Source organism: Coprococcus sp. HPP0074, from assembly GCF_964238105.1.
Classification (GTDB): Bacteria; Bacillota; Clostridia; order Lachnospirales; family Lachnospiraceae; genus Faecalimonas; species Faecalimonas umbilicata.
Genome location: NZ_CAXSKS010000006.1, coordinates 104,316 through 126,474 on the forward strand (window position 1 = coordinate 104,316; position 22,159 = coordinate 126,474).

Below are 22,159 nucleotides of genomic sequence, written 5' to 3' on the forward strand. Positions count from 1 at the left end.
AGATGGAGGAATTACTGGAGGATGTAAAAAATTTTCTGGACATCACTTGGGAAATGGAACTCGGAGAGAAAAAAAAGCTCTCCGGGATCATTAAACGCGGGGAAGCATATTTAAGAGGGAAAATCGGAGAATGCAATTTTGAAGAAGAGACACCAGAGAAAGAGTTGCTTTTAAATTACTGCATGTATGCGCGTGCTGGTCAAGTGGATGAGTTTATAAAAAATTATAAACAGGAAATTATTGCTTTACAGATTAGCAGATGGAGGAAAAAGAATGCCAAGACGTAAGGAAACAAAATTTGTTACATTTAACGATGGGTGTTTAGAAATATGCAAAGTCCAGGGGAGAAAAATCGCGGAAACAAAGCAGGAGCATGTGCGGTTTGGATATCGGACGGTTGGGATTAAACGCTTCTACGAAGCGAAGGTACTATCAAGTCAGATTGATGAGGTAGTAGCTGTTCTGCCGATGGAGGATATATCAACGATGGATGTGTGCATAATCCGCGGGATGCAGTATAAAATTGTACAGATCCAGAATAAATACGACCAGACACCTCCGTGCATGTTTCTGTCACTGGAAAAGATTACAACACTCTATGAGGATGTGAGAGAATATGGCTAAAATTGATATTGATGAATTGGCGATCGCAGTAATCAATGAGTTGAATGCCTATCGGGAAGATGTAATGGAAGTGGTGGAAAAAGCTGTAAAAGAAACAGCAAAGCAGACGGCAGCTGAACTCAGAACGACATCTCCGGAAAGAGATGGGGATTATAAAAAGCATTGGACATACAAACGAGATGCCAAGCTGAAAGGCAGATACAAGTTTAATACGGTAGTATATTCTAAAAAGCCATCCTATCGCATCACACACTTATTGGAGCATGGACATGCGAAAAGAAATGGTGGAAGAGTGGATGGAATTCCACATATCAGCATTGCAGAAAAGCATGCAAAGGAAATTTTGATGGAAAGGTTAAAACGAAGCCTATGACACAAGAAAAGATAGAGAGAATATTGCAGGAAATAGGAATTGAATATAGATATCATCATTTTGAGACGGAGGAAGCAGTCAATCCTCCGTTTATTTGTTGGTTGATTCCAGGAAGCAATAACTTTTCGGCAGACGGAAAAGTCTATTTTAAAAGTAACAAAGTAAACATAGAGCTTTATACAGATCAAAAAGACTTTGAACTGGAAAAACAAGTAGAGGAGATACTCGACAAGTATGGACTGTTTTGGCAGAAAGATGAACAGTATATCAAATCAGAAAACATGTATGAAGTTTTATATGAAGTGGAGGGAAAGTAAGGAAAGAAAGACTGGCACAGAAAAAAGATAAAGTAAAGTTTAATATCAGCAATGCGCATGTCGCGTTACTAAAAGAAGATGAAATGGGAGTAATTACATTTGATACACCTTTTGCGCTACCGGGATCCGTATCACTTTCGTTAGAAGCGCAAGGAGAATTGACACCATTTTATGCCGACGGTGTAAAATATTATGTCTCTTCAAGCAATAGTGGATACGAAGGAGATTGGGAAGTGGCGATGATCACAGACGAGTTCCGGGAGAAGATTTTAAGTGAATATATCGACAAGAATAAAGTAATGCTGGAAGAGGCTACCGCAAAGGTGAAGCGGTTTGCTCTTGGGTTTGAGATTGATGGAGATGTAAGGGGAACAAGATTTTGGTTTTATTGTTGCACATCGACACGTCCTACAACGGAATCGAGCACAACAGAGGATACGATTGAGCCGACAACGGATACAGTAACAATTTCCGCATCGGCTGTACCAGTTGGGGAAGCCAAAAAAATGGCTGTCAGAGCAAAAACAACGGCAGAAACGACCGATGATCTTTATGACAAGTGGTTTGAAAAAGTGTATATTCCGGATCAGGAAGTAGCGTAGGAGGAGATTGAAATGCGGAAAACATTAACAATCAACGGAGTGGAATGCAAATTTAAGAGTTCTGCGGCAATCCCCCGCATTTACCGTCTGAAATTTGGCAGGGATATTTTTACCGACATGCAGAAAATTGGAAAACAGATCAAGGTGCAGGAAAAACTTAAAGAAGAAATGAAGAAAAAATGCGAAAAGGAAGGAAAAGAATTTGATGAGAGCGAATTTGAAAGCAGCCTTCCAATCGAATCGCTGGAAATGTTTGAAAACATTGCATTTTTAATGCACAAGCATGGCGATCCGGAACAGCCACAAGACATTGACGAATGGCTGGAGCAATTTGAAACATTCGATATTTATGAGATTCTGCCGGAGATCATGGATATGTGGCAGATGGAAAACAAACAGATGTCAATTCCAAAAAAAAAGAACGGGAAATAGATCGAGAAGTCAATACCGCTCTGTTCATGCTTAGGTGTGTGCAGTGTGGTATTTCTATTTCTGATCTTGAGCTATTAAGTATTGGAATGGTAAATGACATGTTCATCGAAATGAAAAACGATGATTATGATTATCCGAAAATCGCAACACAAGCAGACATAGACGCACTGTAAAGGAGGAAACAAGGACAAACAGAATCAAAGGTATCACAATTGAAATTGGAGGAGATACCACAAAACTAAATAAAGCTCTGGATGGTGTAGATAAAAAACTCTATGGAGTGCAGTCGTCGTTGCGAGATGTCAATAAGCTGCTGAAACTGGATCCTACTAATACGGAGCTGCTGAATCAAAAACAGAAGCTTTTGCAACAATCCATACAAGAAACCGAGACACGGTTAAAGACATTGAAGCAGGCTAGTGAGCAGGCGGCGAAGACAGCTGGAAATTACGATGCCTGGAAGCGGGCTTATACACCTATCCAACAGGAAATTGAGAAGACCAACGGTAAGCTAGACACATTAAAGAAAAAAATGAAGTCTATGGAAGAAGCCGGAGAAATTGACACAGAAGAATATAAAGAGTTAAGCACAAAAGTAGAAGAATCCACGAAGAGTCTGGAAGAATTAAAACAGAAGAAAAAGCAGGTAGACGAAGAGTTTGGGCATCCGATCAGTCCAGAAGGAATGGATGCGCTGCAAAGAGAAATCGTTGAAACAACAAATGAGTATAAAGCTTTGCGAAAAGAGGTCGGAAGTGCAAACGCTGATCTTGCAAAGGTATCCGCGGTAACTGGAAAAGTTGGAGAAAAAGCAACGGCAGCAGGAAAGAAGATGCTTCCACTCACTGGAGTACTCGGAGGAATTGGAGTTGCATCTGTCTCTATGGCCAATAATTTCGAGGACGCAATGAGCCAGGCGGCAGGTGCGCTAGACAAACCGATGTCAGAAATGGAGGAGCTGCGGCAACTGGCAATTAAAACTGGCCAGGATACTATTTTCTCGGCAACGGAAGCTGGAAACGCGATTACAGAACTTGCAAAAGGCGGCTTGACGGAAGCTGAAATCAAAGCAGGAGCATTACAGACTACAATGGATCTTGCGGCATCATCTGGAATGGGACTGGGAGACGCAGCGAATGTAGTTGTACAAGCGATGGGAGCTTTTGGACTGGAAGCAAACAAATCCGCAGAGGCAGCCAATGCATTAGCTGGAGCGGCAGCAGCATCCTCAACAGATGTTGAGCCTCTTACACAGGCACTGGCACAGTGTTCTTCAGGCGCGAAAAATGCAGGATGGACAATACAAGAAACGACTGCTGTACTGGGACGTTTTGCAGATGCGGGAATTGAAGGAAGCGATGCAGGAACATCTTTAAAAGTAATGCTACAGAAATTGGCAGCACCAGCATCTGATAAAGCTGCAGACATGATCGAAGATCTAGGATTAAAAACAAGAGATTCGAGCGGGCAATTACTTGGTGCGACTGAAATGGCGCAAGAGTTACAAGACAAGTTAGGCGGATTGGATGCAGCGTCCAGAGATGCAGCATTATCTACAATTTTTGGATCAGATGCTATGAGAGCGGCCACTGTGCTTATGAACAGTGGAGAAAAAGGACTGCAAAAGTACATTAAAGCAACAAACGATCAAGAGGCAGCACAGCGTTTGGCCAACTCTCAGATGGGAGATGGATCCAGAGCAATCGAAGAGTTAAAAGGATCGCTAGAGACAGCTGGAATACAGATAGGAGATACGCTGGCTCCAATTATACAAAAGTTGGCAGAGATTATCACGAATCTCGTGAATAAATTTTCCGCGCTTCCGGAAGGAGTGCAGCAGGCGATTGTAATTATCGGGATTCTGGTAGCAGCAATCGGACCACTGCTCATAGTGATTGGGAAAATATCAACCGGAATTTCCGCCATAACCGGTGCGATGTCGAAAATATCCGGAGTGGGTGGAACGATCATGAAAATGATCACAAAAATGAAAGGACTTGTAAAAAGTTTGTTTGGATTGATCATGGCGCATCCGGTGATCGCGGTCATAACAGCAATCGTGGCTGCATTGGTCGTACTGTACAACAAATGCGAATGGTTTCGGGATGCTGTCAATGCTGTTTGGGATGCTGTGAAAAAAGGATTTTTTGCGGCTTGGGATGGAATCGTTAAGTTTTTTACAGAGACAATACCAGAGGCATGGAACAATACAGTAAGTTTCTTCCAGGGGATTCCGGAATGGTGGAATGGTATATGGACAAGCGTAAAAACAAAATTTGAAGAGGTTTGGACGGCTATGATGGCAAATCCGATCATAAATGCGCTTGCAACATACATTTCGCAAATGTTTGAGAACTTGAAAATAACTTTATCCGGAATTTGGGACGGAATCAAAACTGCGGCAGCAGGAGCATGGGAACTGATTAAAAATGCGATACTGGGACCGGTGCTGTTACTCATTGATTTAGTTCTCGGAGATTTTGATAAGCTGAGAGAGGATGCGGAAAAGATATGGAGCAATATGCAAGAGGCAGCACAGAAATTCTGGAGTGGCATTGAGCAGGTTGTCACCTCTTTGGTAGAAGGTATTGTAAATGCTGTAAAAATCAGATTTGAAGCGTTGAAAAATACAGTTTCTGCAATATGGAATGAAACAAAGAATGCTGCATCAAATATTTGGAACGGAATCAAAACAACGGTTTCGAACCTTGCGAACAATACAAAAGAGGCAGCGGTAAATGGATTCAATGCCATGAAAGATGGTATTTCAAATGCGATTTCTTCAATCCCAGATATGATCCGGGGAATTTTTGATAAAGTCAGAAATATCATCGAAAATGTTATCTCAAGTGCATGGGAATGGGGATCTGATTTTATTGAGGGACTAAAAGAAGGAATCATGTCGGGAGTAAAAGGAATCATCAACACGATCGAAGGAATTGCAGATAAGATCAGATCGCTCCTCCACTTCTCACGGCCGGATGAAGGACCATTACGAGATTACGAAACATGGATGCCGGATTTTATTGACGGTATGGTTAAAGGACTCGACAGAAATGTTTATAAAATATCAGATGCGGTGGGTCGCGTGGCAAGAACAATCAGTGATGGAATGGGAAGTCAGTCACTTCTTACAGAAGCAGGAGGAATGAGCATTAACCTAAACAATGCTGTAAACGTGCAGATTGGAAACAAAAATTTTGACAGCTACATCGTAAAAACCGCCCAGGCAGGAATTGGAAGTGCACAGAAAGCAGGACGCAGAGCAAGGGGGCATTAAAGGTATCAGATTGAAATTAACAGAAGAAGGAATAGGGAGCTTGGGGTACTTGTAAGAGAGAGACCAAGTATCCCGTCTCCGGAATTTGAATATGAGGAAATTAACATACCCGGAAGAGATGGATCTCTCTTTCGGGAAACGAAAAAAGTAAAAGATATTGTGATCAACGTACCGTTTACCTTTGTAGACCATGAAAACTGGCAGGAAAGATTGAGAAATGTAAGGAAGTGGCTCTTACAGAAGAATGACCACAGGCTGATATTAAGCGATAATGAAGAGTATTTTTATCTAGTGAAACATATTAAAATAAACGCGGCTGAAAGAAAGGTAAAAGAGTCTGGCGAGTTTGATGTGGATTTTACATGTGCAGGATACCAATATCGGAGAGATGGGGCGTTGGAACATTCTGTCGCAGAGGTGGAGTACAATCCATATTACGAATGCATGCCGATTTATAAAATCATAGGAGTTGGAGAATGCACCCTTGCTGTAAATGATAAAAATATGATTGCCAACGTAAACGGACATTTGATCATTGATACAAATAGGATGCTGACATATCGCCAGGATGGAAAACTGGAAAATGTATCCGTCAAAGGAGATTACGAAGATCTGTATTTGGGAGAAGGAGAGAACATGATCCGAATCACACCGGGATTTGAATTAAAAGTAATACCGAACTGGAGGTGCTTATAAGGATACAAATTTATAAGCCTGAAAACACAAATTATGTGAACAACGGAGATATGCCCCTGATACCTACCGCGGCAGAAGTGAAAGTGATACTAAATGGAAGCTGGCGGGGGGTACTAAGTCATCCGATTGATGATGAGGGGCGATGGAAATACATTGAAGAGAATGCGGTTGTAAAGATGCCGTCATTTAATGGAGACCAACTCTTCAGGGTGAAAAAGAAAGAAAAAACAGATGCAGGAATTGAAGCAGAGATGGAGCCAATCTTTATGGATGCAAAGGATGACTGCTTTTTGCTGGATATCCGGCCGACAAATAAAACTGGCCAGCAGGCACTTGACTTAATGACAGCTCCAAACAAAAAATACACCGGGAAATCCAATATTAAAAATCTATCAACAGCATATTACATGACAAAGAATCTCATCGAAGCGATTAACGGGGAAGACGAAAACTCTTTTATAAATCGCTGGGGCGGTGAGATTCTTTTTGACAATTACACCATTACAATAAATGACCATGTAGGACAAAACAGAGGAATGGAAATCTTATATGGGAAAAATATTGCGCAGGATGGAATGAAAGAAGATGTGGACATCAGAGAAGTTGTGACAAGGATTATTCCGAAAGCCTACAATGGACACATGATTGAGGGAAATGAGCTGTGGATAGATTCTCCACTGATCCAAAAATATCCGACAATCCATTATGCAGTAATGAGTTTTGAGGATGTAAAAATGGCAGAAGATGCTTCCGAGGATGATGAAAAGAATGGGGTGATCGTCTGCAAAACCAAAGAAGAGTTGAAAAAAGCATTGACAGAAAAGTGCAAAGAACAATATGAACTGGGGATAGATAAGCCGAAAATAAACTTAGATATAGATCTCGTGCTGCTGAAAGATACAGAACTGTACAAAGATGTGCAGGATTTGGAAGAGGTACAGATCGGAGACACGGTACATTGCAGGCACAAAAAGTTGGATATTACAACGGATGCAAGAGTGATTAAGCTGACTTATGATTCCATCCAGAAAAAAGTAGTAGATGTAGAGTTGGGAGACTTTAAGTACGACTATTTTGATGATGTGTCGAGCATGACGAATCGGGTGGAGAGTGCAATCCGGCCAAACGGTAGCGTTGTCGGAGAGCAAGTGCAAGGTATACTGGACGGAGTGAAGACACAAATGCAGATCCAAAGCAGCAAGGCGCATAAGACTGCACAAAAAGCATTTTTGGCGGAAGACATTGATCCGGACAGCGAAACCTATGGAGCAATGTGTTGGGGAAGCATGGGACTTATGATTGCAGATTCAAAAAATCCAGATGGAAGCTGGAACTGGTCCACGTTTGGAACTGGGAAAGGATTCTTTGCAGACTATATTGTTGCCGGGACAATGTTAGCTGATCGCATACGAGGTGGTGTCTTGGAAATAGGTGGACTTGATAACAAGTCAGGAGTTTTCAAGATGCTCGATGGTCAAAATAATACAATGACATTAATGGACAATTCTGGAATTTTGTCGAGAGGACGAATAAAAAGCGCTGACGGAGAAGGGCGAGCTGTAACAATTTGGCAAGGAAAGATTTATACAGAAAATGAAAAAGGTGAGCTTTGTGGACTTATAGAGTACAGAGAAGACGGAATGTATTTACAAAGTTATGGTGGAATAAACTCTGCAATTCATTTGAAAAAAGATGGATCTATGACATTGGCAGCGAAAGAGCAGATGCATATAACCGCAAAAAAAATAACGACAGCTGCTGGAGAAGGAAAAACTGGAACGGCAGTATTTTCAAATGGAACGCATTTAAAATTTGATAAAGGAATTTTAATAGGCGGAGTAACGAAAGAAGGTGCGTTTTAAGGGCATGGACAATCGGTAACTTTTACTTGCAGATGTCGCAGATGCAGGGGAACGCCCAAGAGGTGCTTGCATTCCTGGAAGCGAGGGGATGGAGTTTAAATGCGATTGCGGGATTGTGTGGGAACATGCAAAGTGAGTCGAATATCAATCCTGGAATTTGGCAGAGTTTAGCAGAAGGAAATTATTCTGGAGGATTTGGCTTGGTACAATGGACACCAGCAACAAACTACACCAACTGGGCGGGGGCGAATGGATACGGGATCACAGATCCAAATGGACAGCTCACATGGATTGATTCCGTAACAGTTCCGGCCGGGCAGTGGATTCCAACTGGAGCATATCCTTTATCATTTGACCAGTTTAAAGTAAGCGGAGAATCACCAGAATACCTCGCATCTGCATTTCTCAAAAATTTTGAGCGCGCAGGTGTGGAAGTAGAACAGGCGCGAAGGCAGCAGGCTCGCTACTGGTATGATTATTTGTCGCAGTATTCTGGCGGATCAGAAAAAATCAATGCAGCAGTTGATTGGGCATTGCAGATTGCAAATGATAATAGCCACGGATACGATCAGGGAAGTCGATGGGGGCCTGACTATGACTGTTCTTCGCTATTGATCCAAGCATGGGAAAATGCAGGAGTGCCAGTAAAGAGCGGAGGAGCAAGTTATACGGGTAATATGTACGACGTATTTATTGCGTGCGGTTTTACAGATGTCACATCAAGCGTAGATATACAAGGCGGCGGAGGAATGATAAAGGGAGATGTTTTGTTAAACATCCAAAACCATACCGCTATGCATATCGGAAATGGACAAGTTGTCCAGGCAAGCCAAAACGAGTTTGGCGGAATAACAGGAGGGCAGACCGGAGATCAGACTGGCCAAGAGATTGGAGTCACCTCCTACTACAACTATCCGTGGGATCGAGTTCTCCGCTATCCGGGAGGAACCGGCGGTGGAGGCGGCGGGGGAACCGGAGGAGCAATATTGCTAAGATGGATTCCGGGATAAGAAAGGAGAAAAAATGGAAGCGACGACAGTATTGGAGATGGACATAAGACGGGAAGGCATTATTCCAACTATCCAAGCGGTGCAAGCAGATAGCGGAAGAAGCGTGCGATGTCACATTGCAGGAATAACAGACATAGATGGAAGAGCAAGAATATATTGCAAAAAACCAAGCGGAAAAGAGACTTATACTGATGCAACTATTTTAAGCAGCAATTGCATAACATTTGAGCTTACAGATCAGATGCTAGCAGAAACAGGGAATACACTAGGGCAAATACAAGTTTTAAGCGCAAATAAGAATATTACGACATTCAAATTCAAAATAGAGGTGAGCGAGAATAAAATTATGCAATCGAGTATCACTTCTTCAGACGATTATAAGGCACTGATAGAAGCACTGAGAAAAATTGAAAGATTTGATCCTATTGAAATTACTAACGAAGAGATTGATGCCCTTGCAAGTGAGGTGAGCATGTGATTGTAATTGATTGCAAAACAGAAGAATATGCAAAAGAAAGCTTAAAGCAATGGGATTACGGCCAAGAGGTATTGCTCACAGGTCTTGAAATCCAAACAGAAACAATAGAAGTACACTTTGCTCTACGAGGAGAAAACGAAGCACTGATTGTAATCGGAACAGTAGATGACGGAGATATAACCGCAAAAATTCCGAATGAATTATTAAGGGCGGGGAAAAACATAATAGTCTATGTTTATGTAACTGCACCGAATTTTGGAAAAACAACATACGAAGTGGAGATAGAAGTTAAAAGAAGAGCAAAGCCGCAAGACTATGATGCTCCGGACGAACAAGATCTATTGCGACAGATTATTGCAAAACTGAATAAAAAAGGAGATAAGCTACAACTGGAAGAAAACCGGTTGCAGCTTTTTAGTGAGGAGAATCTACTCAGCGAAGTGGAACTGCCGGAAGGCGGGGGAACAGCTGTGGAGATAGAGTCGATCACCGGACCGGAGATTGACGAGATTATGAAAGGAGAGAAAAAAACATGCAAAGAAGAAAGGTAACAAAAGCTGTAGCACTGGCAGCAGGAAAAAAGTATCTGGATCAGGAGGGGCTTGCACACCTGGTACAGAAAAATGATGCAAGATATGTACGACAAGAGGAAGGAAAAGGTTTATCAAAAAATGACTTTACGGACGAATACAAAAAGATTGTGGATGATTTGAATTACAAACCGATTGCAATCAACAGCTTTGCAAACAACAAGAATACAGTAGAAATTGGATCCACAGTCACAGACGTCACATTAACATGGGATTACAACAAAAAACCGAAATCAGCAAAATTGGACAATGAAGTTTTGGATGTGAATTTAACTACAAAAACACTAGCAGGACAGAGCATCAAAACAAATAAGACATGGACTCTTTCGGCAACAGATGAAAGAGATAAAACGGTAACAAAGACTACCGCAGTAACATTTTTGAATGGAGTGTACTGGGGGGTAGCGGAAAATACACTTAATCCTGATACTGGATTTGTCTTAAAACTAACAAAAGGGCTGCAAGCTAATAAAGCGAAGACATTCACAGTCACTGCGGGTGAAGGACAGCATATTTACTACGCCTTACCTACAAGATATGGAGAGGTAACATTTAATGTTGGAGGATTTGACGGTGGATTTACAAAAGTAAAAACAATCGAATTTACAAATGCAAGCGGACACACAGAATCTTACGATATCTATAAATCCGATAATGCAAACCTAGGCAAACAAACTGTTGCATGTAAATAAGGAGGATCATATGGATGTGGAAACACATGGAAGTATCTCACTTTTATCAAATAAAGAAAAACTATCACTAAAGGTAAAAGGAAGCGGAACTATAGTTGTACGCATTGGAAGCGAAAATAAAAATTATGAATTGAATGGAAAAGATGAGACGATTATAGAGCATACTTTCGGTGATCAGAGAGAGGTAGAAATACAAAATGCAAAAATAATAAGTGAAATGAATGTGGCGGAAAATGGAATTAGCAGCATTATATTAAACGGTTGTTCGAAATTGAACAAACTTTTAATATACAACAATGAAATCCGAAATTTAGACTTATCGCAAGCAGCAGAGATACAATATATCCATATGCAAAATAATCCAATCTGCAAAGATAAAGCAGCAATGGAAGCTATGATCTCAACACTTCCGGATAGAAACTATAAAGCATTTGGATCAATTGTAATGTATGATTTTATTCCGCTAAATAATGCGCTGAATGAAGAACAAAGCTCCATAAGAAACTTGCGAAAAGAGTTGGAAAAAACGTCTATCCCCAAAGATTGGTACTTTGGATCTGCTATTTTGTATCATCCGAGTGAAAAGAATAAAGTGTCAAACACAGCCATTATGTCAAATGTTGTGGATATTTGGGAATCTGCTGAATACGGGGAAGGCGCTGTATATGCTAGTTTATATGAAATGTATGTTCCGAACCAAACTGCGGAATGGACTAAAGAACAATTTTATGCAAAATACGATATTACAGCAACAGGACAAGTAGTCGAATCCACTCAAACTGAATCAAACACTTCTTACGACACAGGACACGGAACATCAACAAACAGTATCCTGATTAGTCAAGGAAATGAAATGTATGGATTGATTCCAAAGTCTAAATGTGTTGCAATCATGCGAGGAAATAATACGAATATTGATTATTATATCTCTCCAAATGTGTTTAACAAATTAACGGAATTAGAAAGATTAGATTTTGTTTTCACCTCGACTACTTGGACAACTGACAGCGAAAGAAATTACGAAGCATACGAACAGTCTATTAGAAAATGCCTAGATAGACACAAAACATTATTTTTTATCTGCTCGATGAACATGGGAGACGATGATATAAGTACAAAAGATCCATATGTAAATACTTATCATGCTCACATGGTATCAGGATGTAATCTGGATATAGACGCTTCAAATATAGAAACATATATAAGCGCCCCTTCAAACGGAGATTCGAGGATAAAGTTCACCGGAAACTATATGGGAATTAATACTCTTAGAAAGATAGGAGGAATTAATGTAGGGGGATTTGGAACTTCGAATGCAACACCTTTCCAAGCGGGAATTTTTTGTCTATTAAAAATTCTATATGAAAAGAAAAAAAGAGAATATACACTGGAGGAATTAGAACAATACACATACAATCACGCAAGACCACTGCATTACAACGAAGATAAAGTGAGTGGCTATGGAACGCTAGATTGCATGCATTTTCAGGATGCTACAAAGTATATAAAAGTAAAAACAATCGTTAAAAAGGAAGAACTATTAGACCTATCCAAGAATGATACGATTAATTCTGCTATCGAAATAATACCACCAGAAGCAACGAATCAAGATTTTAGGCTCGCAAACAAATTGGATGATAGAGACATTATAATCGACAAAGGAGTAATATACCCACAGAGAAATGATGGAAGAACAGTAAATAAAAAAATATACAGCAGTGGAAATTTGGAATTATCTGAAACCATAAATATAAAACTCCCTACGAACAAAAAGTTTGAAGAAGTGAAAAGTGGTCTGATTTTTAGTTTTTCAGGGTCGAATGAAAACTTAACAGAAGACATAACCGGGAAACCGTTGCGAAAAACTGGAAAAATCATTCAGAGAGATAAAAAAGTAAAATTTGATTCTAACGGAGCTTTAATATGGGATAGTTTTAAAATGTCTAGACAGGTAACCATTCAATTTTGCACAGACAAAGAGGATACGGTAACATCTACAGAATATCCGGTATATTTGTACAACTCCAAAAATAATAAAGAAAAAATAATCTGTGCTTTGCAATTAGCAAAAGTAGAAAACGAACAAAAGGTAAGAAACATATTCCAACTTGGCACAAGTATCGGAAATGTATTAGCGAATTTTGGAAGCAATCACACAGGAAAATACAATGAACCATTTAATGTTTACACATTAATAATAGATTTCGATAATGGGAAAGTCATATTTTATAGAAATGGAATATCTATTTCGGCTTATCAAATATCTGATGTAAAAAGCTACATAAGTAGCACTTCATCGACAAAGGCTGCATATCGCGAAAATCTAAGAAATTTATTAAACATAGATACGATCGTGATAGGCAACAGCGGATCGCTCACGAAGGGAAGTATAAATTCTGAGATTTACGACATCAGAATTTTTGATCGGGAGCTGACACCGACGGAAGTCGTGAAGAATACAAGCGCATTAATGTGTAATGCACAATATAAAGGAGGAGAAAATATGGATTATAAAGGAAGTGTAAGCTTGATTTCTGGTCTTACACAGGCGAATGGAGGCAAGTTCCCACTTGTGGATGGGGCAGCAGTACAATTTGGAAACGAAGAAAATAAAGATGGAACGTATAAGTCTGTCGTACAGAAGATCCAAGAATTAGAAATGGGAGCTGGAAACGAAGTAATAACTGAGGATGAAATTAATGCATTATTTTAAGAGTAAAGGAGAATAAAGATTATGGCAAAATTTTTGGATTTAAGCGGATTACAACATGCAATTACAAAAATCAAAGAATGGACAATTGGACGTTTAAATGAAGAAGTAACAATTAAAGTGGTAAAGGTAAATGGACAGCCATTAAACCCTGACGGAAGTAAGGAAGTAAATGTAGACTTATCCACTTATGCAATTAAAACAGAGGTAACACAAGAAATCGCGCAGGCTGTAAGCGGCATCCAGGGATTTGATGCGCAGGTGGTAGAGCGACTCCCACAAACTGGAAAAAAGGGAATCTTGTACTTAGTTGCAAATAGCGGAAATGGACAGAACGTCTATGACGAGTATTTGTGGGTTACAGACAAATTCGAAAAATTGGGCACTCGCGAGATTGATTTAACTGCTTATGCAAAAAAATCAGAAATTCCTACCAAAGTAAGCCAGTTGGCAAATGATAGCGGATTTCTGACAGCAGTACCAGAAGAGTATGTGACAGATTCGGAATTGTCACAAAAGGGGTATGAGACAACACAGTCCGTAGATGGAAAATTGCAAAGCTATGTTAAGACTAGCGATCTTGAGACGATTACAACGGGAGAGATTGATTCACTGTTCCAGGAATAAGGAGGTGAAAACAAAGGAAATATTTATCATTAGACGGATTAAAATATTTTTACAACAAATATATATCAGGTAAAATCGCGAATGATATACAAAAAGTAGACGAAAAAATAGGAACTTTATCCCAGCTTACAACAGAAGCGAAAACGAATATTGTATCTGCCATTAATTCCGTAAAAAGAGAAATAGGAAACATCACACAGCTTACCACAACGACAAAGACAAATATTGTTGCTGCAATCAATTCTGTAAAAACAGAGTTGGCAAATGCGGTAACCAAAAGTATGATGTCGAATCAGCAAACCAACAGCACAAACAAAGTGCCGACCAGTGCATTGGTATACACAATGCAGCAGGAAATAACAAAATTAAATAATAATGAAAAATGGTCGGGATGGTCATCTTTGGGAAGCGCAATTGGAATAAATTTTTATTACCGATACAATGCGCAATTGGTAGAAATAAGATATGATGGAACACTGGAAAAAGGGAAAGGAATTACAGGACAAAGTATAGGATACGCATTTGGCAAAATTCCACCTGCGTATAAACCAAAATACAATATTATGCACTCAATTCCATCTACGAGTTCGAAGTCGTTAATGGTGAGATTGTATCCAGGTACAGAACAATATTCGGTAACTTCACAAGATACAATCACGACTCAAACGGAATACGTTTGTGGATGTATCGTATATGGCAGATAGGAAGAAAGGGGAAAATATGGAAAAAGTAAAATTTGGAACAGAAAAATTTGAATTGACTGTAAATGGTGTAGATCCATTTACAAAAGGAATGCTTACATTAAGCTTTATTCCTGCGGGAAAAACCTTAAAAGAAGTAGAAGACTTATTGTTGAATCCGCAGAATACCAAGCGGATTGAAGTGCTAAACGAACAGGATGAGACAGAACAGGTATTAGTTGGATATGAAGATTTAAAGATCTTAAAGATTACCAAAGACCAGGAACTGGAATACCTCTCTGAAGAAGGCGTAAGAAGAGATGTTATCACAGTTGTCCTGAGTGAGAAGAGCCTGAAAGAGAGTGTAACAAACCTGGAGAAGGGGCAGCAGACCCAGGACGGAGCAATCGCAGAACTTGCGGAAATCGTTGGAACAATGGCAGAAGGAGGTATGGCATAATGGTGGCTTTTTATGTGGACAAGATCAAAAACAAAATCATGAATCCAGACACAAAGCAGGCATGGAAGCTGGAAGATGTACCCAATCTGTGGAGGGAAAAAACAGAAAAAGCATTGGCAGAGTAAAATGCTTAGGAGTTATGTGCTACCAGTCAGCTCCTAAAGGGGAAAAGAAAGGAAAGTGAGGGAATTGAAGAAGAACATGGAAAAATTATTTAACAACTTAAGTATGGTAATCGGTGCGGTAGGAGGAGTTATCGTATACTGGCTCGGCGGGTGGGATATTTTGCTAAAAACGATTCTATTTTTAGCTGTAATCGACTACATAACAGGCATTTTAAAAGCTATACACCAAAATCAGCTCTCTTCCGAGATTGGATTTAAGGGGCTAATCAAGAAAATAACAATGTTTATCGTGATTGCAGTAGCATTTGCAATGCAAAAATTACTAAATGATACCGTTCCGCTTAGAGAGGTAGTGATTATGTTTTACATTGCGAACGAAGGAATTAGCTTACTGGAAAATGCAGCAGTGCTGGGTCCTGTACCAGAAAAATTAAAAAATGTATTATTGCAATTAAGGGAAAATGATTCAGAGGGCGAGTAATCGTCCTCTTTTGATTAAAAAACGAGGAGAAAGAATATGGGAAGTCAAGAATTTTTAAACATTTGCAAAGCAAAGGTAGCAGAATATTTTAACGAAAATAAGGATAAAACAGATCGGATGCCAAATCTGGATGTGAATGACATCTTTGTAGTTTGGTATTGCAAATCATTACGGAATCACAAAGCATTACTCAGCACTCCAGTGAGCGATGGAATGTATTATGAGATTACTTACAACGGACACGAAAATGAGATGTACTTTGATGCTTATAAAAAATGGGAAAATATTAAATTTGATATGTAGTGCGGCAGCGCACGGAAAGGAGAAAAAATATGAAAATTGGTTTAAGAGGTGGACACTCTCCATATTGCAAAGGAGCAATGGGGATTTTAGATGAGCAGGCAGAGGTACGGAAGATCTACACGGAATTAAAGCCTATGTTGGAGGCAAAAGGGCATGTAGTAATTGATTGTAACTCCAACGCAAATAATGTCGGTGCAGAGCTTGCTGAGGGGACAAATAAGGCAAATGCAAATGCCTGCGATGTCTACGTTACACTGCACATGAATGCATCTGCGGATGGAAGTGGAAACGGCGTGGAATGTTGGATGTATGATGCATCCAACGTAGATATGAATCAGATTGCTGATCAGATTTGCAAAAACTTTAAATCAAAAGGATATTACAATCGCGGAAAGAAATTTAACACTGGATACCACGATCTCAGAGAATCTGCAATGCCAGCAATGATTGTAGAGACGATGTTTTGTGACAACGCAGGCGATGCCGGAAGATACGGAAATTTAACAGCAAGAGGAATTGCGCAGCTGATCGCAGAAGGAATTGATAAAAAAGCAGTATCCGGAGCAACGGACGTATCTAAGCCGAGACCGGAAGACTCTGTTGTGCCGGGAACTGGCGGATTAAAAGAACTTGGAAAAGTAGATATCTACTCCGTAGGTTATACTGATCAGTGGTGGCCGGAAGTTAAAAATGCCACAGACTGGGTTGGGGCAGGAGATGGACTACCACTCCGGTATCTTGGATTTAGAGTAACTAAAGGATCTATAAAAGTAAGAGTGTACACGGAGGCGAGCGGATGGCTGCCATATATCATATTTGGCCAGTCTTACAACACAAATGATCTTGACAACGGTGTTGTAGGAGATGGATCACCAATCCAGGCAATAGAGATGGAATACCTCACTCCAGCAGGATATAAATATAAGTATGTCAAATACTGCGTATCAGACATTAACAATACATCATTCTATCCAGCACAGGTAGACAATCAGCGCGGTGGTGGCCAGGATGGGTATGCAGGAGTTATTGGAGTAGCGGTAGATAAATTTATCGCAGAGATTGTATGATGCAGCTTGGCAAAAAGACCAAAAGAGAAAGTCTGGGATTATTTCCAGACTTTCTCTTTTTTAAGCTTATATTCCATTAATTCCAACAAATAGGTAGGACATTTTCTCGCACCGCTTTTCCAGTCCTGCACGGTCCTATATGGTATTTTAAAATATTCGCTATACTGTTTCATGTTCATGCCGGATTGCTTTAATATGTCTTTAAACTCCACGCTTACTCCTCTTTCTCAAAACTATATAATTTATAAAGATAATCCTCTGCCTCTTCCGCATTATCTCCTGCTGCCCTAAAATATGGCATTGGCTTAAGCTCTTTCTCTTCCACTTGCCGGAATGGAGAGACTAAAAAGGATGCATATTCGCCCGTACATTTTTGAACCACATAACGATTTTGCAGATTGTTCGCTTTAAACATTTTCTTGATTTTCATATATTTGCCTCTTTCTCCCCGTCATGCCGATAGGACAGCATATGCATTATCTATGCTTCACAGTGATATTTTTTTCGGTTACCGAAGAGTCATCAATATTTCTCACCTCAATAACTTCATATTCGTTGTAATCTTCCCACGCTAAGATCAATTCTTTTCCGCTTTCGTCAAAAAAATTCGCTGGTCTCATTTCATCAAAAAAAGTTCTTTCCATATAATTTTTTAAGTTTTCCATTATATCTTCTCCTTCTTATAATTATTTTCCGTAAACTTCGCTTAAAATTTTGTTGCACATTGTGTTGTATCCGTGTCTAACATTAAAGAAAAGTTTTTGGTAGTATTTTTGATACGATGTTTCATTGTTTCCTTTGAGAAGCTCAATTACAAGTGCTGCATCGGATTCAGAGATGATTTTGTTATATCCTTCCTTGCAAGATTCCCACATGATTACATTTTCCGGATATGCTGCTTTGCAGTCTGCGATTAATGCATCAAACTGAGTATTCATTTTTTTGATCAAGTCACTTGCGAAGCTGATCTGTTTTTCTGTTCCGGTCATTCTTGTTTCTCCTCCTTTTGCTTCCTTCCATGATTTTTTTAAAGCTTCGGAGATTCCGAATCCTAACTTTTTAACCATTTCCCATGCTCTTTTCATAATTCCTGATAAGTTGTACTTTTTCATCTTTTGTATCTCCTTTGCTTATCTTATGTTTATATTATACACGCAATGCGTATATATATCAATAGATATAATGCACAAAAAAGAAGAGAAAAATTGTAATAAATACACAATGATAATAATAGAAAAATGTTAAAACAGTTGATAAATAGGCTAAATACGTCTATTGTATAATTATAGATAACAGCTTATAGCTTAAAAATAGAGAGGCAAAATATGCAAAACAGAACAAAAAAATCTTGCCAAGTGTGCGGAAAACCATTTTACGGTCCAAGTGATTACTTTTACTGTCCGGAGTGTGCGAGAAAGAAAAAAATAGAAACCGTTGTTAAAATAAGAATATGTCAAGATTGTGGTGTCGAGTTTTTTGGAGGTCCGAGAGCTAGGAGATGCCCTGATTGTGCATCCAAAGCAAAAGCAGAAGCATCCAAGCGGTATAAGAAACGTGGCGCGCGAAGGCCATTAGGAAGCGTTGATAAGTGTCAATGGTGCGGTGCGGAATACACAGTCACTTGCGGGAGGCAGAAATATTGCTCTGATAAGTGCCAGCATGAGGCCGTACTTGAATGGCAAAGAGAACATAAGAAAGGTTACAACAAGGGATCTAGGAAATACACTAAGCAGCAGGAAAGGCGAAAACAAGTAAAAAAGATATGCGTATATTGCGGACGGATTTTTACAAGCGACAAACCGACAAATACATGTTCTGAATATTGCAGAAAAGAGCAAAGAAAACTAACACAATGTATCGCGGATATTAATCGAGGAAATAATCGCAATGTGCAGAAGTATATAGATAGAAGAGAGGAATACAGAAGAGAAGTAATAAAAGAGACACGAAAATCAGAGAGTGATAAAGCGTAAAATCCACCCTCCTGGAAAGAGAGGGTGGGAAAAGAATATATTGCATCATCATTTGTAATATGTAGAAATTATATGTTTTTACAATTAAGACCACCAAATTGACTGATGATGACTTGTGCGATCTTTGGATTGGTTTGCGTGATTTTGACGGGATACTGTAATCTTTTTTCATAATTCCACATGAACTAACATCCTCCTTCCTGCCACGGCCATGGTTCATTGATCCAGTTCCACCTGTCTGTACAGGAGGTCATAGTCGTATCAATCGTCAGCGGTCCGTAATATTTTGCATATTCTTTGAGCGCCTGATTCCGAAGCTTACTGTATTCGTGGAAGTAGGCCAGCGCATTGGCATCGCAAGGATGAGTGTCAAGAAAAAGTTTGACATCATCTACGGCAAAACTGACACGGTTGATCAGGCAGAGAAGATCTTTGCGGCAAGGTGCGTTGTTTGTCATCGATTACAACCTCCCATCCCATGAAATGGTTTGTCGAGTTCTTCAAAGATGGTTCCCCGGCAAAATCCTTTTTCGGCCTCGTAAATGCGCTGCCAGATCTGCCATGGAACATAAGCCATTGCAAGTGGCATGCCGTCCAGACTGTCTTCTCTGTCGCAGCATGGAGTTGCCTGCGGGCGGGAAACATATTGTGTGGAAGAATATCTTCCATAGTCGGTTGTCTGCCTGCAGCCACAGTTATTCTGATGATAATTTTGCATATGGAAAGCTCCTTTCTTCTTCTATCTGATATTATTGTATGTTTTAGCAGAGAAACCGTGCGTTCACAGAAAGAAAACCGGAGGAATGGCAGAAACAGAATAAAAAAATTGCAATCAGTGAAGAGGAAGGGTATAATAAAAAAGTATAATTTGGAAACAGAACAAAAGGAGAGTATAACTATGTGTGGATTTACAGGATTCGTCGGAAATATTGACAACAAAGAGCAAGTGCTTGAAAATATGATGAATACGATCGTGCACCGTGGACCGGACAGTGCCGGACAGTTTCTGGATGAGGATGCGGCACTTGGATTTAGAAGGTTAAGTATCATTGATATTTCCGCAGTTGGAGACCAGCCATTGTATAATGAGGACCGGACAAAAGTACTTGTATTCAATGGGGAAATCTATAACTATCAGGAACTTCGCGAAGAACTGATCGCTGCAGGACATACTTTTACGACACATACAGATTCGGAGACCTTGCTGCACGGATATGAAGAGTGGGGAGAACAACTTGTAGACCGTCTCCGGGGCATGTACGGATTTGTGATCTGGGACAGGGTAGAGAAGAAGCTCTTTGGCGCGCGTGATATTTTCGGAATCAAGCCGTTTTATTATGCACAGATGAACGGCACATTTTTATTTGGATCAGAGATTAAATCATTTGTGGAGCATCCGAAGTTTGATAAGGTATTTAATGAAGATGCGCTTGCAGACTATTTGTCATTTCAGTTTGTGCCGACAAACGAGACATTTTTTAAAGGGGTATTTTGTCTCCAGCCGGGACACTATTTCACATATCAGAATGGAACGCTTTCCATCAGCCGTTATTATGAACCGGATTTCCATGGAAAGACGGACAAGCCGTTTGAGGAGATCGTTGATGATGTGGAACGTGTGATGAGAGAATCTGTCAAAATGCATAAGATCAGTGATGTGGAGGTAGGTTCTTATCTTTCCAGTGGTGTAGATTCGAGCTATATGGCCTATTTAGGAGAAGTAGACCGGACGTTTACAGTTGGTTTTGGACAGGAACAATACAGCGAGATCAAAGATGCGAAGGAGTTTGCCGACAGCATCGGTGTAAAGAATGACAGTAAGATTATTGAGCCGGAAGAATACTGGGACAGTCTTTCAGATATACAGTACTATATGGATGAGCCAGTGGCAGATCCGGCGGCAATCGCACTGTATTTTCTGAGTAAAGAAGCGGCCAAGAAAGTAAAAGTAGTACTTTCAGGAGAAGGATCGGACGAGTTGTTCGGAGGGTATCAGATTTATTGTGAGCCGATCGAGTATACTGGATTTAATAAAATCCCGCGTCCGATCAGGAAAGCGCTCGGAGTATTTGCAGAAAATTGCCTTCCGCGCGGAATGAAAGGTCGGAGTTTTCTGATTCGGCATTCAAAGACACTGGAAGAGCGATATATTGGGAATGCATATATTTTTACAGAGAAGGAAGCAGGAAGGCTGTTGAAAAATAGCAGAAGACCAGATACAATGAAAGTGACAGCGCCGATCTATGAGCGAGTAAAAGACAAAGATCCGGTGACAAAAATGCAGTATCTGGATATGCATTTATGGCTTGTTCATGACATTTTAATGAAGGGCGATAAGATGGGAATGGCAAATTCACTGGAAGTAAGGGTACCTTTCCTTGATAAAGAAGTGATGGAGGTTGCACAGAGCCTTCCTCTGAAATATAAGATTGACGCACCTCGCACGAAGATTGCACTCCGTGCGGCAGCAAATCGTGAGATCAGAAGTTATACAGCAGAGAAGAAGAAGCTTGGATTCCCGATTCCAATCCGTGTCTGGCTCAAAGAAGACCAATATTATAACCGTGTCAGAGCGATGTTTGAGACGAAGGAAGCGGAGCAGTTCTTTGATACTGCTTATCTGAAAAAACTTTTGGAAGAGCATCGTGCCGGTAAATTTGACAACAGCAGAAAGATATGGACGGTCTATATTTTCCTGCTTTGGTATGAACGCTTTTTTGCAAATGGGAAACCAGTGCATCCGGCGATGAGCAACAAGTAGAAAAAGTACAGAACAG

28 protein-coding genes and 1 pseudogene are annotated in these 22,159 nt (G+C 40.0%); 22 read left to right on the forward strand and 7 right to left on the reverse strand.

Going from position 1 to position 22,159, the window contains the following annotated elements; all coding sequences use genetic code 11:
* The first annotated feature begins 2 nt into the window (after positions 1–2).
* From ACESPO_RS09090 to ACESPO_RS09190, 21 genes are all read left to right on the forward strand, one after another.
* Positions 3–287 (forward strand): hypothetical protein, encoded by a 285-nt coding sequence (locus ACESPO_RS09090; RefSeq protein WP_499788725.1) that lies wholly within the window; start codon positions 3–5, stop codon positions 285–287.
* Positions 274–624, forward strand: coding sequence for a hypothetical protein (locus ACESPO_RS09095; protein WP_499788726.1), 351 nt, complete (start codon positions 274–276; stop codon positions 622–624). Before ACESPO_RS09090 ends, ACESPO_RS09095 begins: the two co-directional genes overlap by 14 nt.
* A complete protein-coding gene (locus ACESPO_RS09100; RefSeq protein ID WP_499788727.1) occupies positions 617–997 on the forward strand; it encodes an HK97 gp10 family phage protein in 381 nt (126 codons plus the stop codon). Before ACESPO_RS09095 ends, ACESPO_RS09100 begins: the two co-directional genes overlap by 8 nt.
* A complete protein-coding gene (locus ACESPO_RS09105; RefSeq protein WP_499788728.1) occupies positions 994–1,314 on the forward strand; it encodes a hypothetical protein in 321 nt (106 codons plus the stop codon). Before ACESPO_RS09100 ends, ACESPO_RS09105 begins: the two co-directional genes overlap by 4 nt.
* A gap of 11 nt (positions 1,315–1,325) precedes the next feature.
* A complete protein-coding gene (locus tag ACESPO_RS09110; RefSeq protein WP_499788754.1) occupies positions 1,326–1,916 on the forward strand; it encodes a major tail protein in 591 nt (196 codons plus the stop codon).
* Between the two features lie 12 nt (positions 1,917–1,928).
* Entirely contained in the window at positions 1,929–2,348 is a 420-nt protein-coding gene (locus ACESPO_RS09115; protein WP_499788729.1) for a hypothetical protein, read from the forward strand.
* A 292-nt stretch (positions 2,349–2,640) separates the two neighbouring features.
* On the forward strand, positions 2,641–5,628 hold the full coding sequence (locus tag ACESPO_RS09120; RefSeq protein ID WP_499788730.1) for a phage tail tape measure protein: 2,988 nt from the start codon (positions 2,641–2,643) through the stop codon (positions 5,626–5,628).
* Positions 5,629–5,643: 15 nt separating this feature from the next.
* Positions 5,644–6,324, forward strand: coding sequence for a distal tail protein Dit (locus tag ACESPO_RS09125; protein WP_499788755.1), 681 nt, complete (start codon positions 5,644–5,646; stop codon positions 6,322–6,324).
* Between the two features lie 50 nt (positions 6,325–6,374).
* A complete protein-coding gene (locus ACESPO_RS09130; RefSeq protein ID WP_499788731.1) occupies positions 6,375–8,186 on the forward strand; it encodes a phage tail spike protein in 1,812 nt (603 codons plus the stop codon).
* A gap of 41 nt (positions 8,187–8,227) precedes the next feature.
* Entirely contained in the window at positions 8,228–9,196 is a 969-nt protein-coding gene (locus ACESPO_RS09135) for a phage tail tip lysozyme (RefSeq protein ID WP_499788732.1), read from the forward strand.
* A 13-nt stretch (positions 9,197–9,209) separates the two neighbouring features.
* Complete coding sequence (locus tag ACESPO_RS09140) at positions 9,210–9,674, forward strand: hypothetical protein (RefSeq protein ID WP_116441723.1); 465 nt, start codon at positions 9,210–9,212, stop codon at positions 9,672–9,674.
* Positions 9,671–10,225 carry a hypothetical protein gene (locus ACESPO_RS09145; protein ID WP_116441724.1) on the forward strand — a complete coding sequence of 185 codons (555 nt, stop codon included), beginning with the start codon at positions 9,671–9,673 and terminating at the stop codon, positions 10,223–10,225. The genes ACESPO_RS09140 and ACESPO_RS09145 overlap by 4 nt, the downstream gene beginning before the upstream one ends.
* Positions 10,207–10,956 (forward strand): hypothetical protein, encoded by a 750-nt coding sequence (locus ACESPO_RS09150; RefSeq protein ID WP_116441725.1) that lies wholly within the window; start codon positions 10,207–10,209, stop codon positions 10,954–10,956. Before ACESPO_RS09145 ends, ACESPO_RS09150 begins: the two co-directional genes overlap by 19 nt.
* A gap of 10 nt (positions 10,957–10,966) precedes the next feature.
* On the forward strand, positions 10,967–13,669 hold the full coding sequence (locus ACESPO_RS09155) for a S8/S53 family peptidase (RefSeq protein ID WP_499788733.1): 2,703 nt from the start codon (positions 10,967–10,969) through the stop codon (positions 13,667–13,669).
* Positions 13,670–13,690: 21 nt separating this feature from the next.
* Positions 13,691–14,293, forward strand: coding sequence for a hypothetical protein (locus ACESPO_RS09160; protein ID WP_116441728.1), 603 nt, complete (start codon positions 13,691–13,693; stop codon positions 14,291–14,293).
* A gap of 281 nt (positions 14,294–14,574) precedes the next feature.
* Complete coding sequence (locus ACESPO_RS09165) at positions 14,575–14,997, forward strand: hypothetical protein (protein WP_499788734.1); 423 nt, start codon at positions 14,575–14,577, stop codon at positions 14,995–14,997.
* A complete protein-coding gene (locus tag ACESPO_RS09170) occupies positions 14,987–15,433 on the forward strand; it encodes a hypothetical protein (protein ID WP_499788735.1) in 447 nt (148 codons plus the stop codon). Before ACESPO_RS09165 ends, ACESPO_RS09170 begins: the two co-directional genes overlap by 11 nt.
* The gene (locus tag ACESPO_RS09175; protein ID WP_499788736.1) at positions 15,433–15,558 is read left to right on the forward strand and encodes a hypothetical protein; all 126 of its coding nucleotides are present in this window, start codon (positions 15,433–15,435) and stop codon (positions 15,556–15,558) included. Before ACESPO_RS09170 ends, ACESPO_RS09175 begins: the two co-directional genes overlap by 1 nt.
* Before the next feature lie 76 nt (positions 15,559–15,634).
* Positions 15,635–16,039 (forward strand): phage holin family protein, encoded by a 405-nt coding sequence (locus ACESPO_RS09180; protein ID WP_499788737.1) that lies wholly within the window; start codon positions 15,635–15,637, stop codon positions 16,037–16,039.
* Between the two features lie 36 nt (positions 16,040–16,075).
* A complete protein-coding gene (locus tag ACESPO_RS09185) occupies positions 16,076–16,342 on the forward strand; it encodes a DUF6275 family protein (protein WP_499788738.1) in 267 nt (88 codons plus the stop codon).
* A 29-nt stretch (positions 16,343–16,371) separates the two neighbouring features.
* Positions 16,372–17,409 carry an N-acetylmuramoyl-L-alanine amidase gene (locus tag ACESPO_RS09190; protein ID WP_499788739.1) on the forward strand — a complete coding sequence of 346 codons (1,038 nt, stop codon included), beginning with the start codon at positions 16,372–16,374 and terminating at the stop codon, positions 17,407–17,409.
* Positions 17,410–17,447: 38 nt separating this feature from the next.
* Here ACESPO_RS09190 and ACESPO_RS09195 read toward each other — a convergent pair whose 3' ends face one another.
* The 7 genes and pseudogenes from ACESPO_RS09195 to ACESPO_RS09225 all read right to left on the reverse strand — a co-directional run bounded on the left by ACESPO_RS09195 (position 17,448) and on the right by ACESPO_RS09225 (position 20,100).
* A complete protein-coding gene (locus ACESPO_RS09195) occupies positions 17,448–17,621 on the reverse strand; it encodes a helix-turn-helix domain-containing protein (RefSeq protein WP_499788740.1) in 174 nt (57 codons plus the stop codon).
* A gap of 2 nt (positions 17,622–17,623) precedes the next feature.
* Positions 17,624–17,839, reverse strand: a complete 216-nt coding sequence (locus ACESPO_RS09200; protein WP_499788741.1) for a hypothetical protein — start codon at positions 17,837–17,839, stop codon at positions 17,624–17,626.
* A 46-nt stretch (positions 17,840–17,885) separates the two neighbouring features.
* Positions 17,886–18,074, reverse strand: coding sequence for a hypothetical protein (locus ACESPO_RS09205; protein ID WP_499788742.1), 189 nt, complete (start codon positions 18,072–18,074; stop codon positions 17,886–17,888).
* A gap of 21 nt (positions 18,075–18,095) precedes the next feature.
* On the reverse strand, positions 18,096–18,521 hold the full coding sequence (locus tag ACESPO_RS09210) for a hypothetical protein (protein ID WP_499788743.1): 426 nt from the start codon (positions 18,519–18,521) through the stop codon (positions 18,096–18,098).
* Between the two features lie 950 nt (positions 18,522–19,471).
* Positions 19,472–19,564: pseudogene (locus ACESPO_RS09215) on the reverse strand (manganese catalase family protein); the annotation flags it as partial.
* Between the two features lie 3 nt (positions 19,565–19,567).
* Positions 19,568–19,840 (reverse strand): spore coat protein CotJB, encoded by a 273-nt coding sequence (locus ACESPO_RS09220; protein WP_008976476.1) that lies wholly within the window; start codon positions 19,838–19,840, stop codon positions 19,568–19,570.
* Entirely contained in the window at positions 19,837–20,100 is a 264-nt protein-coding gene (locus tag ACESPO_RS09225) for a spore coat associated protein CotJA (protein WP_009262945.1), read from the reverse strand. Before ACESPO_RS09225 ends, ACESPO_RS09220 begins: the two co-directional genes overlap by 4 nt.
* Positions 20,101–20,280: 180 nt before the next feature.
* On the opposite strand from ACESPO_RS09225, the gene asnB reads away from it, so the two are divergent.
* Positions 20,281–22,143 carry an asparagine synthase (glutamine-hydrolyzing) gene (gene asnB, locus ACESPO_RS09230; RefSeq protein WP_499788744.1) on the forward strand — a complete coding sequence of 621 codons (1,863 nt, stop codon included), beginning with the start codon at positions 20,281–20,283 and terminating at the stop codon, positions 22,141–22,143.
* The last annotated feature ends 16 nt before the right edge of the window (positions 22,144–22,159 follow it).